Annotated in this window: 13 protein-coding genes and 3 tRNA genes; 6 read left to right on the forward strand and 10 right to left on the reverse strand. The window is 63.8% G+C overall.

Going from position 1 to position 14,990, the window contains the following annotated elements; genetic code table 11:
- Positions 1 to 68: 68 nt before the first annotated feature.
- Positions 69 to 809 (reverse strand): phosphoribosylglycinamide formyltransferase, encoded by a 741-nt coding sequence (purN, locus tag KUW00_RS09215; protein ID WP_045992485.1) that lies wholly within the window; start codon positions 807 to 809, stop codon positions 69 to 71.
- Positions 806 to 1,876 (reverse strand): phosphoribosylformylglycinamidine cyclo-ligase, encoded by a 1,071-nt coding sequence (gene purM / locus KUW00_RS09220; RefSeq protein WP_222568889.1) that lies wholly within the window; start codon positions 1,874 to 1,876, stop codon positions 806 to 808. The genes purN and purM overlap by 4 nt, the downstream gene beginning before the upstream one ends.
- Positions 1,877 to 2,050: 174 nt before the next feature.
- Between purM and KUW00_RS09225 the strand changes: the two genes are divergently transcribed.
- Both KUW00_RS09225 and hda read left to right on the forward strand, forming a co-directional pair.
- A complete protein-coding gene (locus KUW00_RS09225) occupies positions 2,051 to 3,145 on the forward strand; it encodes an AI-2E family transporter (protein ID WP_045992483.1) in 1,095 nt (364 codons plus the stop codon).
- The gene (hda, locus tag KUW00_RS09230) at positions 3,142 to 3,843 is read left to right on the forward strand and encodes a DnaA regulatory inactivator Hda (protein WP_222568890.1); all 702 of its coding nucleotides are present in this window, start codon (positions 3,142 to 3,144) and stop codon (positions 3,841 to 3,843) included. The genes KUW00_RS09225 and hda overlap by 4 nt, the downstream gene beginning before the upstream one ends.
- 114 nt (positions 3,844 to 3,957) lie before the next feature.
- On the opposite strand, the gene KUW00_RS09235 is transcribed toward hda, so the two are convergent.
- Positions 3,958 to 4,557 (reverse strand): carboxypeptidase-like regulatory domain-containing protein, encoded by a 600-nt coding sequence (locus tag KUW00_RS09235; protein ID WP_108133089.1) that lies wholly within the window; start codon positions 4,555 to 4,557, stop codon positions 3,958 to 3,960.
- Between the two features lie 237 nt (positions 4,558 to 4,794).
- Positions 4,795 to 5,178 (reverse strand): phasin family protein, encoded by a 384-nt coding sequence (locus tag KUW00_RS09240; protein ID WP_045992506.1) that lies wholly within the window; start codon positions 5,176 to 5,178, stop codon positions 4,795 to 4,797.
- 407 nt (positions 5,179 to 5,585) lie between these two features.
- Between KUW00_RS09240 and KUW00_RS09245 the strand changes: the two genes are divergently transcribed.
- Positions 5,586 to 6,965: a class II fumarate hydratase gene (locus KUW00_RS09245; RefSeq protein WP_045992480.1), complete on the forward strand. Its 1,380-nt coding sequence runs from the start codon at positions 5,586 to 5,588 to the stop codon at positions 6,963 to 6,965.
- A gap of 204 nt (positions 6,966 to 7,169) precedes the next feature.
- Here the strand turns inward: KUW00_RS09245 and KUW00_RS09250 are convergent, their stop codons facing one another.
- From KUW00_RS09250 to KUW00_RS09265, 4 genes are all read right to left on the reverse strand, one after another.
- The gene (locus tag KUW00_RS09250) at positions 7,170 to 8,246 is read right to left on the reverse strand and encodes an endonuclease/exonuclease/phosphatase family protein (RefSeq protein WP_045992479.1); all 1,077 of its coding nucleotides are present in this window, start codon (positions 8,244 to 8,246) and stop codon (positions 7,170 to 7,172) included.
- A gap of 109 nt (positions 8,247 to 8,355) precedes the next feature.
- The gene (locus KUW00_RS09255; protein WP_222568891.1) at positions 8,356 to 9,984 is read right to left on the reverse strand and encodes a glycerol-3-phosphate dehydrogenase/oxidase; all 1,629 of its coding nucleotides are present in this window, start codon (positions 9,982 to 9,984) and stop codon (positions 8,356 to 8,358) included.
- A gap of 51 nt (positions 9,985 to 10,035) precedes the next feature.
- Complete coding sequence (gene glpK / locus KUW00_RS09260) at positions 10,036 to 11,538, reverse strand: glycerol kinase GlpK (RefSeq protein ID WP_222568892.1); 1,503 nt, start codon at positions 11,536 to 11,538, stop codon at positions 10,036 to 10,038.
- Between the two features lie 407 nt (positions 11,539 to 11,945).
- Positions 11,946 to 12,704, reverse strand: coding sequence for a DeoR/GlpR family transcriptional regulator (locus tag KUW00_RS09265; RefSeq protein ID WP_222568893.1), 759 nt, complete (start codon positions 12,702 to 12,704; stop codon positions 11,946 to 11,948).
- Positions 12,705 to 13,129: 425 nt separating this feature from the next.
- On the opposite strand from KUW00_RS09265, the gene KUW00_RS09270 reads away from it, so the two are divergent.
- The 3 genes from KUW00_RS09270 (at position 13,130) to KUW00_RS09280 (ending at position 13,445) form a co-directional block, all read left to right on the forward strand.
- A tRNA-Val gene (locus KUW00_RS09270) sits at positions 13,130 to 13,206 on the forward strand.
- Between the two features lie 24 nt (positions 13,207 to 13,230).
- Positions 13,231 to 13,307, forward strand: a tRNA-Val gene (locus KUW00_RS09275).
- A 61-nt stretch (positions 13,308 to 13,368) separates the two neighbouring features.
- Positions 13,369 to 13,445: transfer RNA gene (locus KUW00_RS09280), tRNA-Val, on the forward strand.
- 179 nt (positions 13,446 to 13,624) lie between these two features.
- On the opposite strand, the gene KUW00_RS09285 is transcribed toward KUW00_RS09280, so the two are convergent.
- Positions 13,625 to 14,089, reverse strand: a complete 465-nt coding sequence (locus KUW00_RS09285) for a GAF domain-containing protein (protein ID WP_045992475.1) — start codon at positions 14,087 to 14,089, stop codon at positions 13,625 to 13,627.
- A 79-nt stretch (positions 14,090 to 14,168) separates the two neighbouring features.
- Positions 14,169 to 14,963, reverse strand: coding sequence for a MetQ/NlpA family ABC transporter substrate-binding protein (locus tag KUW00_RS09290; RefSeq protein ID WP_045992474.1), 795 nt, complete (start codon positions 14,961 to 14,963; stop codon positions 14,169 to 14,171).
- Positions 14,964 to 14,990 lie beyond the last annotated feature (27 nt).

Consider the following 14,990-nt stretch of genomic DNA (forward strand, 5'->3'; position numbering starts at 1 on the left):
CCACAGACAACAAGGCCCGCCGATCGCTCGGCGGGCCTTGTTGTTTCAGTCGACAGCGCGGCCAGGTTTCAACGGGACTCGTCGTCCTCGTCGAGTTCCTCGGCGGCGTCCTCGTGGGACAGTCGCATGCCGCCCGGCGGCAGCGGCTGGCCGTCGATGGTCGCGATGTCGCCCTGCAGGCGCAGACGACCCTCGAGGAACCAGCGTACCGCGATCGGGAAGATCAGGTGCTCACGACTCAGCACTCGCTCCTTGAGGGTCTCTTCGGTGTCATCCTTGTTGACCTTGACCACGGCCTGGATCGCCACCGGCCCGCCATCGAGTTCCTCGGTGACGAAGTGTACGCTGCAGCCGTGCTCGTCGATGCCGTCGGCCAGTGCCCTGGCGTGGGTGTGCAGGCCCTGATAGGCCGGCAACAGCGACGGATGGATGTTGATCATCCGCCCCATGAAGCGCTGGACGAAACGTGGCGTCAGGATACGCATGAAGCCGGCCAGCACCACCAGGTCAGGCTCGTGGCGCTCGATCACCTTGATCAGGGCGCCGTCGAAGGCATCGCGGCTGTCGTACTCGCGGTGGGGCAGGGCCACCGCGTTGATGCCGGCATCACGCGCCCGCTTCAGACCATAGGCGTCAGCGACATTGGACACCACGGCCACGATCTCGCCACCCAGTTCGTCGTGGCTCTGGGCGTCGATCAGGGCCTGCAGGTTGGTGCCACCCCCCGAGATCAGCACTACCACCCGTGGCTGGGTGGCCTCTTCCGGGGTGAAGCCGTTGAGCTCGCCCTCGTTCACGCCCTCGCTCATGACGCCGGCATCTCCAGTTGCACCTGCTCCTCGTCGCCCTGGCGCGCGGCGATGTGGCCAATGCGATGGACGCCTTCGCCCTGGGCCTGCAGGTGAGCGCGGATCTGGTCGGCCTGATCTTCAGGTACCACCAGCACCATGCCGATGCCGCAGTTGAGCACGCGGTGCATCTCATGTTCGTCCACGTTGCCCTGCTGCTTGAGCCAGTCGAACACCGCAGGGCGCTGCCACAGGCTGGTATCGACGTGGGCGGTGAGGTCCTCGGGAAGTACCCGGGGCAGGTTCTCGAGCAGGCCACCACCGGTGATGTGGGACAGGGCGTGGACCTGATAGTCGTCGTGGCGCAGCAGTTCCAGCAGCGGCTTGACGTAGATGCGTGTCGGCGCCATCAGGGCGTCGCCCAGTGATTGGCCGTCGATGTCGGTGGACAGGTCGGCGTCAGCCACCTCGAGGATCTTGCGGATCAGGGAGTAGCCATTGGAGTGAGGGCCGGATGAGCTCAGGCCCAGCAGTACGTCACCGGCGGCGACCTTGGTGCCGTCGAGGATCTCGTCCTTCTCCACCACGCCGACACAGAAGCCGGCCAGATCGTAGTCGCTACCTTCGTACATGCCGGGCATCTCGGCGGTTTCGCCACCGACCAGAGCACAGCCGGCACGTTCGCAGCCTTCGCCGATGCCGCTGACCACGTCGGCGGCGATATCGACGTCCAGCTTGCCGGTGGCATAGTAGTCGAGGAACAGCAGCGGCTCGGCGCCGGCGACCACCAGGTCGTTGACACACATCGCAACCAGATCGATGCCGATGGTGTCATGGCGACCCAGGTCCATGGCCAGGCGCAGCTTGGTGCCGACCCCGTCGGTGCCGGAGACCAGCACCGGCTCACGGTAGCCGCTGGGCAGCTGGCACAGCGCGCCGAAGCCTCCCAGCCCGCCCATTACCTCGGGGCGGGTGGTGCGTTTGGCGACGCCCTTGATGCGATCGACCAGGGCGTTGCCGGCGTCGATATCGACACCGGCGTCCTTGTAGCTGAGCGAAGCCCTTTCGGGGGAGGAGGAGTCGGTCATGACAGATCCTGTGGAGTCGGTCGACCCGCGGGCGTGGTGCGCACCAGCGGACGAACGTGAGACAATGGGCACGTTGGGGGCGGAGATTGTAGCACTGTGCTTCGGCCATCGCAGCCATGGCACACTATCGGTCGGGCATCACAGGGAATGGTGGTTTCTTTCGGGGAAAAGCGAATGAGCAAGCAGTGGTGGATCGTCGCCGCGGTGGCGGCTGTTGTGCTGTGGTTCTTCGTCAGCATCGAACCGGTGTTGGCGCCCTTCTTCGTCAGCATGGTGCTGGCGTACCTGGGTGACCCTATCGCCGATCGCCTGGAGGAGCGCGGGCTGTCGCGTCAATGGGCGGTCTGCGTCGTGTTTGTGCTGTTGACGCTGCTGGTAGGGCTGACGCTGCTGCTGCTGGTGCCGCTGCTGGGACAGCAGATCGGGCAGCTGGTGGAAGCGCTGCCGGCGGTACTGAGCTGGATTCAGAGCACGGTGTTGCCGGAGCTGCAGTCGTTGACCGGGCTCGATCTCAGCACCGACTTCGATGCACTGCGCAAGGCAGTACTGGAAAACTGGAAAGAAACCGGTACCGTCGCCGCCAGCGTACTGGCCCAAGTGTCGCGGTCGGGTATGGCGCTGGTCGGCTGGCTGGCCAATCTGGCGTTGATTCCGGTGGTGACCTTCTACCTGCTGCTGGACTGGGACGTGCTGGTGGGCAAGGTCAGGCGGCTGCTGCCGCGTCAGTGGGAGCCGACGGCCGTTCGGCTGGCCAAGGAGTGCGACGAGGTGCTGGCGGCCTTCCTGCGTGGCCAGTTGATCGTGATGCTGTGCCTCGGCGTCATCTATGCCATCGGACTGACGCTGCTGGGTGTTCGCTTTGGCCTGCTGATCGGGCTGCTCTCAGGACTTGCCAGCATCGTGCCCTATCTGGGCGTGATCGTGGGGATCTCGGTGGCCGGTGTGGTGGCCTTCTTCCAGTTCGGCGACTGGCTGGTACTGCTGGGCGTGGGGCTGGTGTTCGGCTTCGGGCAACTGGTGGAAAGCACCCTGCTGCAGCCGAAGCTGCTGGGGGACAAGATAGGCCTGCATCCTGTCGCGGTCATCTTTGCGGTGCTGGCCGGCGGCCAGCTGTTCGGCTTCACCGGTGTGCTGCTGGCGCTGCCGGTGGCGGCCATGGTGATGGTCATCTTGCGCTACCTGCATGATACGTATAAGAATTCGTCGCTCTATGACGCGGAGCATGAATCCGACAAGGAGCCCTCCGCCGCCAACGAGGAGTCCTCATGAGTCGAGCCCCCGCGCAGTTGCCTCTGGGCGTCGGACTGCGCGACGACGCGACCTTCGACAACTACCATCCGGGAGCCAACGCCACCCTGGTGGAGTGCCTGAGCCATCAGTTCGATGACAACGGCGAGCCCTTTCTGTACCTGTGGGGGGGCGACGGCGTCGGTCGTAGCCACCTGTTGCAGGCGGCCTGCCACCAGGCCTCCGCGCGGGACCTGCGAACCCTCTATCTACCACTGGAGGAGCTGGGCCACTTCCCGCCGTTGATGCTCGAGGATGTGGAGCGTCTCGACCTGGTGGCCATCGATGATCTGGATCGAGTGGTGGGGCGCAAGCGCTGGGAGGAGGCGCTGTTCCATGCCTTCAACCGGCTGCGAGACAGCGGCAAGCGATTGTTGATCGCCGCGGATCGCCCGCCCCGGCTGCTCGATATCAAGCTGGCGGACCTGGCGTCACGGCTGACCTGGGGCATGACCTTCCACCTCAGGCAGCTGTCCGACGAGGACCGCATGCAAGCGTTGAAGCTGCGTGCCCACCTGCGTGGCATGGAGTTGCCCGACGAGGTGGCACGCTACATCCTGCATCGTGGTGCACGCGAGCTCAGTGAGCTGTTTCGCTCGCTCGAGGTGCTGGACAACGCCTCGCTGTCGGCGCAGCGCAAGTTGACCATCCCCTTCGTCAAGAAGGCACTAGACTGGTAGCGGTCTGGGCATCTCCAGCAAAGCTCTCCAGGAAAGCTCTCCAGGAAAGCAAGACGGCGACCCGCAATGGGTCGCCGTCCTGTTGTCAGGGCCAGGTCGAATCGGTACGCGGTATCAGCGGCTGAGCTGAATCTCGCTGTGGCCACCATTTCTTAGCGTGACTTCCTTGATCACGATCTGGCGGCTGCCACTGGCCGGATCGACCACCGTGCCCGAAACGTAGAAGTCGCCGGGGGGCAGGTCGCGTAGCTGAAAGTAGCCGTTGGTGTCGGTGCGGGTGGTGTGGGTGTATTCGCGGGCCCGTGGGTCGGCGCGTTCCACCGCCCGGCCGGCCAGCGCCTGGGCCGCCGCCTCGGCGGAGTACTTGGTGATCGGTGCGACCGATACCGTCTCGCCACCGCCGATGACCGGGCCTGCGGGGGTGTTCAGGGTGAGTCTGCCGGACAGCACGGCGCTGCCGCTCTTCGGCAGCTGGGCGTAGACGTCGGCGGGGAAGGGGATCTCCCTGGGGACCCTGGCTTGATCGGCGGTGGGCTGGTCGTCTCTCGGGCCCGGCTGTTCGATCGGGGTGTCGGGTTCGCCGATATCGATGACCTCCGGGGCGCGGGACGTGCCGGTGGTGCTGACGCTCTGACAGCCGGTGATCAGCAAGGCGAGGATGGCGATTACCGCCAGGCGGAATCGGCGTGACAACAGCGGGTAGGGTGCCTTCATGGCGCGGTCTCCTTGCAACGAATGTCGTTGGGCCCTGTGTGCTGTCAGCTTATGGAATCGGCGTCGGAATTGCCACGCGTGGCGTGTGCGTGGCCGGATAGGCGTCTGCCGCCTTGCGAGCGTTGTTGCCTGATGGCCTGGCCTCGACGCTGCCTGCAGACGCAAAACGGCCCCCGATCGAAATCGGGGGCCGCTTGGTGAACGACCTGAGTCGTTCAGGCGTCTGCCGTAGCCAGATTACTTGGCGTTGGCGGTAGCCTTGGTGGCGGTGTCGGTGGCCTGCTTGACGTTCTCTTCGGCCAGCTTCTGGCTCTTGGAGACGAAGTCCTGCTGCAGGGCCACGACCTTCTCGGCGTCGCCCTTCAGGCGCTCGGTCAGGTCCTTGGCGACCTTCTGCTGGCCTTCCATGTAGGAGCGCAGACCTTCGACGTCCTTGACGGAAGTGAAGGCGCGAGCCTGGGCCAGACCGGTCTCGGTGTAGGCCTTGGCGGCTTCCAGCTGGGCGCTGGTCAGCTTCTCGGCGAAGTCGACGGTCAGGCTGGCGTAAGCGCGGGCCGGGCCGAAGAACAGGTTTTCGACTTGCTCGTTGTTGAACAGTGCTTTGGTATCGATAGTGCGCATCATGTGAACCTCCTGGGGTTTCGAACTACTTGTCGGCGATGACCGTGGGACCATTCCCAGTGGTCGATGCCGTTGCGTCGTCTGTTGCAGTGCACAATAGCAGAGGGTTTTGTGCATCGCAACATGGATTGGGTCGAGAATCGGGGGAAAAGGGGTTTGGATCCAAAGAATGCTTGAAACAGCGAAAAAACGACGAAAAGTCCGTTATCTAGCCTTCTTCGCCCTTTGATGGGATACCGGCGTGCAAGTTCACCGTGCCCCTGGATCGCCTTCAGCCTAGTGTGGAGACATGACAGCGATGTGATCCCTGCAAGCCTTGCAAGCAGGAAGTCTCGCCACCATGGTATTCAAGAGAAAACGAAGGACCGTACCCTTAACCCTTTGCCTTTGACGATCAGGAGTGATCCATGACGCAGACCCGTATCGAACGCGACAGCATGGGGGAGCTCGAGGTTCCCGCCAATGCGCTCTATGGCGCCCAGACGCAGCGTGCGGTCAACAACTTCCCGGTGTCGGGCCAGCCGATGCCGTCAGCCTTTATCCACGCCATTGCTCGCATCAAGCGAGCGGCGGCGGTGGTCAACGGCGACCTGGGATTGCTGGACGACGATCGTCGTCGTGCCATCGTCGAGGCGGCAGACGCGATCATCGCGGGTCAGCACGATGATCAGTTTCCCATCGATGTGTTTCAGACCGGGTCCGGCACCTCGAGCAACATGAACGTCAACGAGGTGATCGCCCACCTGGCGAGCTCCGATGACTTGAGCGTCGGGCCCAACGACCACGTCAACATGGGACAGTCGAGCAACGACGTCATTCCCACCGCCCTGCACCTGTCGGCGGCGCTGGAAGTTACCGGTACGCTACGCCCGGCGCTCGAGCACCTCAGAGGTGTCATCGACGCCAGGGCAGAAGAGCTGGACGAGGTGGTCAAGACCGGACGCACTCACCTGATGGATGCCATGCCACTGCGTCTTGGTCAGGAACTCGGTGGCTGGTCGAGCCAGGTGGGGCAGGCCATCGAGCGTCTCGACAGCGCCATGGTGCGGCTGTGTCGGCTGGCCCAGGGGGGGACTGCGGTCGGCACCGGTATCAATGCCCATCCGGAGTTCGCCGAGCGCATGGCCGCCGAGCTCTCCGCCCGCACCGGGCTCGCTCTGACGCCCAATGACAGCTTCTTTGCCAGCCTTGGCTCCCAGGACGCAGCGGTGGAGCTGTCGGGTCAGCTCAAGGGTCTGGCGTGTGTGGTGATGAAGATCGCCAATGATCTGCGCTGGATGAACTCCGGCCCGCTGGCGGGGCTTGGCGAAATCGAGCTTGAAGCCTTGCAGCCGGGCAGTTCGATCATGCCGGGCAAGGTCAATCCTGTGATACCCGAATCCGCCGCCCAGGCCGCCGCTCAGGTGATCGGTCTGGACACCGCCGTGACCGTCGCCGGACAGAGCGGCAACTTCCAGCTCAACGTGATGCTGCCACTGGTGGCAAGCAACCTGCTGACGTCGATCACCCTGATGAGCCAGACATCGCGGCTGCTGGCGGACAAGGCGATCGCCACCTTCAAGGTGCGCGAGGACAACCTGAGTGAGCCACTGGCGCGCAATCCCATCCTGGTGACGGCATTGAATTCGGTGATCGGCTATAACGCCGCGGCGGCCATCGCCAAGAAGGCCTACCAGGCCGGTCGGCCGATCATCGACGTGGCCGAGGAGGAGACCGACCTCGGACGCGATGAGCTCGAACGCCTGCTGGATCCCGCCTCCCTGACTCGTGGCGGTATTCCCGAATAGAGGTGACGAGGGCGCGGCCGACATGGCGCCTCTTGGAATAGCGCCTCTTGGAATAACGCCCCTTGGAATAGCGCCCCTTGAAGAAGAAGAGCCTTGCCACGACGGCAAGGCTCTTCTTTTCTACTGCTACCCGTCTTTTCTATTGCTGCGAGTCCATCGCCACACTTGTTACCACTACATGGACATCGCCTGGAAGGCGGGAACTCAACTCGACTGATCGCGCTCCCTGGCTTCCTCGACGGTTTCACGGGCGTCGTGATGCTCTTCGTTGTCGGCGTCCGGGGTGTCGTGCTCGTCGGCTCTGGAGGGGCGATAACAGACGGTGGCAAGGATCGGGAAATGGTCTGAGCCAAAGGCTCGCAGCCGATCCATCTTGGCAAGGGTGAAGTGCTCGCTGACGAAGACATGGTCCAGCGGCCAGCGCAGGAACGGATAGCCGGCGTGGAAGCTCGAGAACATGCCGCGGCCCCGCCGCAGGTCCAGCATGCCGCTGACGCGGCAGAACAGGCGCGTGCTGCGTGACCAGGCAACGTCGTTGAGGTCGCCGGCGACCAGCGTCGGTACCGGGTTCTGGTGGATCTCTTCGGCGACCAGCGAAAGCTCCGCGTCCCGCCACAGCGATTCCTCGCTCTCGCTCGGCGCCGGTGGCCTGGGGTGAAGGGCGCGAAAGCGGATGTGATCTCCGCTTTCGAGTTCCACCTCACAGTGGATCGAGGGGATGTCATCCTGGATCAGCCACTTGACCTCGGGGTCGATCAGCGGGCGACGGGAATACAGGTGCATGCCGTAGAGGTTGTCCAGCGGGACCCGCACGGCGTAGGGGTAGCCGTCTGCCAGGCCGGCATCGAGCTTGTCGCCCCACCATTGGTCGGATTCCAGGGTCAGCACCATGTCCGGGTCGCGCTCGGCGATGATCTCCAGCAGGTCGTCGCTGCGCCGGTTCGGCGTGAGTACATTGGCGATCAAGAGCGTCAGGCAACGCTCCGGGGCGTCGCCCTTGGCGGCCATGACCTGCACCGGCCACAGCGGTGTCCAGGGCAGTACATAGAAAGCCTGGATGGCGAAGACGACCAGGCCGGCCGTGGCAATCCAGAGTGTCAGGGAGTCGCTCGCCAGCGGGCTTGCCAAAGCACAGAACAACCCGATGAGTCCGATCTGGACACGGGGGAACTCGCAGGCCCTGAGCCACCACCAGTGGGACGGAATCCTGGCGATCAGGGTTGCGCCGGCGACGATGGTCACCACCGCGATCAGAAGGGTATCGATGACAAGTGAGAGCATGCAGGGGTCCCTTTTCGGTCCGGCGCACCGGCTCGGCGCAACAATGATGATGACGAGCCTAACGGTCCTCGGCCTTTAACGATAGAGCCAAGGAGCGCCGTTGAGGACCTCAGGCCCGTTCGCGCGATGTCGGTGTGGCACTCGCGAAGTATTCCTCGAGCCGTTCTTGGGCCTCGTCGCCGAACAGGATTCGGGCGGCCTCATCGAGGCCAGGTGACCCGTGCAGGGTCTGAGTGTCCACCACCAGGGCGATCTTGGAGCGGCGGCGCAGGAAGTCCTCGAGTCGTGTGATCATCTCTCGCCGGGCGGCGTGCTCGAGCTCGCAGCGCAGGTATTCGGTACCCTCGATCAACAGCTCTCCCTGTCGCGGGTCCTGGCGGATCTGCTCCAGCATGTCGAAGGCGTTGAGGCCGTAGCGACGCCACAGGCGCTTGCTCAGAGGTTCGCTGGACGAGGAGGGGGTGCGCTCATCGAGGTCCAGCAGGCTTGCCTGGTGCAGGAATTCTCGCCTGTCCGTGTCCGAAGGTTCGCCGTACCAGCGGGCGCGGGGCTGTGGCAGCTCGAGGCCTAATCGTTGCACCTCTCTGACGATCTCCTCGCCGACGTTGAGGCAGTCGGTGAGCTTGCCACCAAAGATGCTGATATGGCGCTCATTGGCGTTGATGTCGATGGCATGCTTGCGCGACATCTGGAGAAAGTCGCGGCCATTGCCGGCGTTGGCCTTGACCGCCAGCGGGCGCACGCCGCAGCGAGTGGCGATGATGTCCGAACGGTTGAGTGGGCGCTTCAGACTCAGGCGCTTGTTGATGTTGTCCAGCACGAAGTCGATGTCGGCGTCGCTGATCGCGACCTCCGGGCGCTCTTCCTTGGTGTCGGTGGTGCCGATGCAGGTGCGCGGCCCCATGGGAATGGCGAAGAACAGCCGCCCGTCGTCGGCAAAGAAGGCCAGCACCCGCTGGCGCTCCGACAGCCGTGGCACGATCAGGTGGATGCCCTTGGAATAGGCGTGGTGGTGATCGGTGGTCTGTCGGCTCAAGGCGTTATGGTCGTCCACCCAGGGGCCGGTGGCATTGATGATGATTCCGGCGCGAAGGCTGAAGGTCTCGCCGCTCTGGTTGTCCCGGGCGTCAACGACCCAGCCGTTGTCGCTGCGTCGTGCCCCCCGCGACTCGACGTAGTTGGCCGCCGCCGCGCCGTAGTCCAGCGCCGAGCGTACGAAGCTATAGACAAAGCGGGCATCGTTGTCATGCAGGTAGGCGTCGGAGTACTCGAAGCCACCGATCGCCGCACGCGTATCGACCAGTGGCTCGCGTCGGTTGATGCCTTTTGGCGTCAAGTAGCGCGGCAGTCGGGTGAAGGCGTTGCCCATCAGCCAGTACAGCCAGGTGCCCGCCCAGAGCATGCGAGGGTGATAGCGAAAGCCCCTGTCGATGGTGGTCAGAAAGCGAATTTCCTGGACCGTCGACGGAAAGCTCCTGATCAGGTGGTTGCGGCTCTTGCATAGCTTGCGCACCAGCGAAAAGTCATAGCTTTCCATGTACTTGATGCCGCCCCACACCAGATTGGACGAGTGCTGACTGGTCTCGCCGGCGAAGTCGCCACGGTCGATCAAGGCCACCCGGGCGCCCTTGCCGGCCAGCGCGGCGGCGCTGGCGGCGCCGTTGATGCCGGCGCCGATGATCAGTACATCGAAGTGCTCCTCCTTCAGGCGCTGAAGGTTGGCGTCACGTAGTTGCATGCATGTCCCCCGCGGTTCCTGAAGGAGTCGGGACGCAAGGCCCCGGTGTGGTCAGTCTTCGTCGCGCTCCCAGTTCATGGTCCGTCGCACGGCCTTTTTCCATCCCTTGTAGCGTCGTTCCCGTTCGGCGTCTTCCATGGCAGGCGTAAAGGTGCGTTCGATGTCGCCCCGGGTGGCGAGCTCCGGCAGGTTCCACATGCCCACCGCGATCCCCGCCAGGTAGGCCGCCCCCAGGGCGGTGCTCTCGATGACCCTGGGGCGTTCGACGTCGACCGCCAGCATGTCAGCCTGGAATTGCATCATGATGTTATTGGCGACGGCGCCGCCGTCGACCCGCAGGGCCTTGAGGGTGATCCCCGAGTCCTTCTGCATGGCGTCGATGATGTCTCGCGTCTGATAGGCCAGGGCGTCCAGGGTGGCGCGGGTGATATGCTCCTTGCCGGAGCCTCGGGTCAGGCCGAAGATCGCTCCACGGGCGTACATGTCCCAGTAAGGAGCGCCGAGGCCGGCGAAGGCGGGGACCACGTAGACACCACCGGCATCCTCGACCTTGCTGGCGTAGTATTCGGAGTCTTCCGCCGAGTCGATCATCTTGAGTTCGTCGCGCAGCCACTGCACCGCCGCGCCGGCGATGAAGATCGATCCTTCCAGCGCATAGGTGACCTTGCCGTCGAGCCCCCAGGCGATGGTGGTCAGCAGGCCCGAGGTCGAAGGCACCGGGGTCTCGCCGGTATTCATCAGCAGAAAACAGCCGGTACCGTAGGTGTTCTTGACCATGCCCTTGTCGAAGCAGGCCTGGCCGAACAGGGCGGCTTGCTGGTCACCGGCGATACCGGCGATGGGGATCTGGGCGCCACCGAACATTTCCTTGGCGGTGGTACCGTAGACCTCGCTGGATGGCCTGACCTCGGGCAGCATCGCCCGGGGAATATCGAGGGCCTCGAGCAGTCGGTCGTCCCAGTCGAGCCGCTTGATGTCGAACAGCATGGTGCGCGAGGCGTTGGAGACATCGGTCAGGTGGCGTTCGCCGCGGGTCAGGTTCCACACCAGCCAGCTGTCCATGGTGCCAAACAGCAGATCGCCGGCCTCGGCGCGCTGTTGGGCACCGTCCACCTGGTCGAGGATCCAGCGAATCTTGGTGGCGGAGAAGTAGGCGTCGACCACCAGGCCGGTGGTGTCGCGGATATGGGCTTCCAGCCCCTGGGCCTTGAGCTCGTCGCATAGCGGTGCGGTGCGTCGATCCTGCCAGACGATGGCGTTGTGGATCGGTTTGCCGGTGTGCCGGTCCCAGATCAGGGTGGTCTCGCGCTGGTTGGTGATGCCGATGGCGGCTACCTGGGACGGCTTGACGCCCTGGGTTTCCAGCACTTCTCGTGCGACTCCCATCTGGCTGCCCCAGATCTCCATGGCATCGTGTTCCACCTGGCCTGGCTTGGGGTAGTGCTGGGTGAATTCCTTCTGCGCGATGCCGACGATGCGGGTGTCCTGGTCGAACAGGATGGCCCGGCAGCTGGTGGTGCCCTGATCAAAGGCGAGAATATAGCGTGTTGGCATGTTCCGGTGTCCTGACGGTTGTTGTGGTCGAGCGATACCTTCACCTTCGGTGAGCAGACGGTTTCCGTCTAGTGCTGCCGGCAGGGGCATGGCCAGATGCAGCGACGTCGGGTGCCCCTATGCAACGTCGCCGCCGCGGGTGATCAATGGTCGTACGAGGCCACAACAAGTTCGTTATCGAAAATAAAGGTAGCGTTGAGGTCGTGAACGAACAACCAGAGCGCGAAAGTTTTCGATAGCACTTTGGTCGTGCCGTCTGGAGAGCAGGGGAAGAACGTCGCCTCGGCTGGGTTTGTGCGCCAAGGCGTCCACGAGGCCGAAGAGGAAGCGGGGGTGGACTGGCGTTTTCGCAAGATGACACAGAGCGGCTGGGCCAGGCCAGTTGCAGGATCAGGCCAGGTGCAGGATCACGCAAGGTGCAGGACGACCCCGTGTTCCTGCAGTAGCCGTGCGATGGCCTCCGGTGGCTCACGATCGGTGAACAGGGCATCGAGTTGGGATACGTTGCCCTGGCGCACCACCGGGTTGCGGTGAAACTTGGAGTGATCGGCGGCCAGAAACACCTGACGTGAGTTCTCGATAATCGCCTGAGCGACGCGGACTTCCTGATAGTCGAACTCCAGCAGGGAGCCGTCCTGATCGATGCCGCTGATCCCGATCAGCCCAATGTCCACCTTGAACTGATGGATGAAGTCGATGGTCGCTTCGCCGATGATCCCGCCGTCACGGGGTCTGACCTGGCCGCCGGCGACGATCACCTTGAAGTCTTCCTTGTGATGCAGGATGGACGCCACGTTGAGGTTGTTGGTGATGATCTCCAGGCCTTGATGCTCAAGCAGTGCCTCGGCCACCAGTTCATTGCTGGTGCCGATATTGATGAACAGCGAGGCGTGGTGCGGCACCTGGCGCGCCACGGCATCGGCGATGCGTCGTTTGGCGTCGAGGTTGAGCGTCTTGCGGGTGGCGTAGGCGGTATTGACGGTGCTCGACTCGAGGCCCGCGCCACCGTGGACTCGGCGCAACCGGCCTTCGCTTGCCAGTGTGTTGAGGTCGCGGCGGATGGTCTGAGGGGTCACCGCGAAGTGATCGGTTAACTGCTCGATGCTGGCGTATCCCTGGCGACTGACCAGTGCAATGATGGCGTCCTGACGCTGCTGCTGGTTCATCCCGATTGCCCTTGTGCTTGGAAGGCCTTGAAAGATGGAAAGCCCTTGTGCCTGAAAGGCCCATGACAGACGGAAGGCCTCGATAGAAGAAAAGCCCTTGTGTATCGATGGCCCTGGAACAGGCAGGCCCTGGTGAATGGAACGTCCTGGTACATTGCCGGCGAGGACGTCGCTTTGGGGACGCCGATGAGGCTGTCGTGGATCTCGCTTCACCAGACGCATTCCCGATGATCGTAAACGAACGCGACCGGATTTGGCGATGGTGGAATCGCGCTGCGGTGAAGGCGTTCGAGACGCCGCACGGGCCCCTCGAAGGAAAAAATCATTCGGTGAACTCAAGGGCTTGCAAAATTCTGCCGAAGGCGTAGAATTCGCATCCGTTGTCAGCAGCGAGGGTGGTGACTCCCTCGTTTCGGCAGCCGTGTAGGACCATAGCTCAGTTGGTTAGAGCGCCACGTTGACATCGTGGAGGTCGGCGGTTCAAATCCGCCTGGTCCTACCAGCTAGATCGCACATCGAGTGATGCAGGACCATAGCTCAGTTGGTTAGAGCGCCACGTTGACATCGTGGAGGTCGGCGGTTCAAATCCGCCTGGTCCTACCAGCACTACCTCGCAGTGCCATTGCAAGGCGTATTGCGACGTGCCATCTCGCTTTCCTGCTTCAGGACCATAGCTCAGTTGGTTAGAGCGCCACGTTGACATCGTGGAGGTCGGCGGTTCAAATCCGCCTGGTCCTACCAGATTACAGACAAAAGCCCCGCGGCCTCGCCTCGGGGCTTTTGTCGTTTCTAGGGTCGTCGCCGTCGCCGGTGTTTGGCAACTGCTGCCACCGGCTGATCAACGCAGTGGCCGAGCCGCGGGTTGGCATTGAAGTGAGTGCGCCGCCTCCGGGGCGGCGCGATTCATCCGTTGGGACGGTTCAGGCGTCGCCGAGCCCGCTCAAGCGGCGGAAGGTGGCCACCAGGCGCTCGATGCCGGCCTGGTCGTCTTCGCTGAAGCGCCCCTGGTCGGGGCTGTCCAGGTCGAGCACGCCCCATAGTTCACCGTCCTTGTCGAGCACCGGTACCACCAGCTCGGAGCGCGAGGCGCTGTCGCAGGCGATATGGTCCGCGACCGCGTGGACGTCGTCGACGCGTTGGGTCTGGCGGCTGCGGGCGGCGGCGCCACAGACACCCTTGTCGAAGGGGATCGGATGGCAGGCTGGCTTGCCCTGAAAGGGGCCCAGGGACAGCATGCGCGGCTGGCGCTGCAGATAGAAGCCGACCCAGTTGAGGCGCGGGACTTCCTGCATGATGAAGGCCGAGGTCTGGGCGGCGTTGGTCAGCCAGTCGCCGGAGTCGAGCAGGGCGGTGAGCTGGCGGTCGAGAAGATCGTAGGAAGACATGTCGAGTGTGGCAGTGTCCGCGGGTGAAAACGGCGAGGCCGGCCCTGGGGCCGGCCTCGAGAGGGAGCGCGCGTCAGGCTTACTTCCAGCCAGGAACGGCGGCGCCCTTGAACAGCTCTTCTGCCTTGGCGGCGACTTCGTCGCTCTGGTAGGCGTCGACCAGTTGCTGGATCTCCTCGCGATCCTCGTCGCCACCGCGCACGGCGATGATGTTGACGTAGGGCGACTCGGGGCCTTCCTTGACCAGGGCGTCGTCCAGGGTCAGGCCGGCCGGCTGGGCGAAGGTATTGTTGATGAAGGCCATATCCACGTCGGGCAGAACGCGCGGCAGCTGGGCCGCCTCGATCTCGCGGAAGTCGAAGTCGTGGGGGTTTTCCACGATATTCAGCGGCGTGGCTTCCAGGTTTTCGGGGTCGTCCAGGGTGATCAGGCCCTCGTTGTGGAGCAGGATCAGTGAGCGGCCTTCGTTGGACGGGTCGTTGGGCAGCGCGATGGTGGCGCCCTCGGGCAGGTCCTCGATGCTCTCGTACTTCTCGGAGTAGGCCCCGATCGGGTAGACGAAGGTGCGCCCGGCGATGGCGAAGTCGTAGCCGCGGTCGTTGACCATGGCGTTCATGTAGGGCTCGTGCTGGTAGGCGTTGGCGTCGAGGCTGCCGTCGGCCAGGGCGGCGTTGGGCGTCACGTAGTCGGTGAACTCGATGATCTCGATCTCTAGACCATAGCGCTCCTCGGCCAGATCGGCGGCGACCTGCATGACGTCGGTCTCGGGGCCGGCGACGGTGCCCACCTTCAGGCTGTGCTCATCGGCGTTGGCCTGGCTGATCGCCAGTGACAGGGTGGAAAGCGCCAGGGCGCCCAGCAGTGTCTTGCGCATCTTCAGTGTCTCCCGAAACGGTGTGTG

Source organism: Halomonas sp. DP5N14-9 (assembly GCF_019802175.1).
Lineage (GTDB): Bacteria > Pseudomonadota > Gammaproteobacteria > Pseudomonadales > Halomonadaceae > Halomonas > Halomonas litopenaei.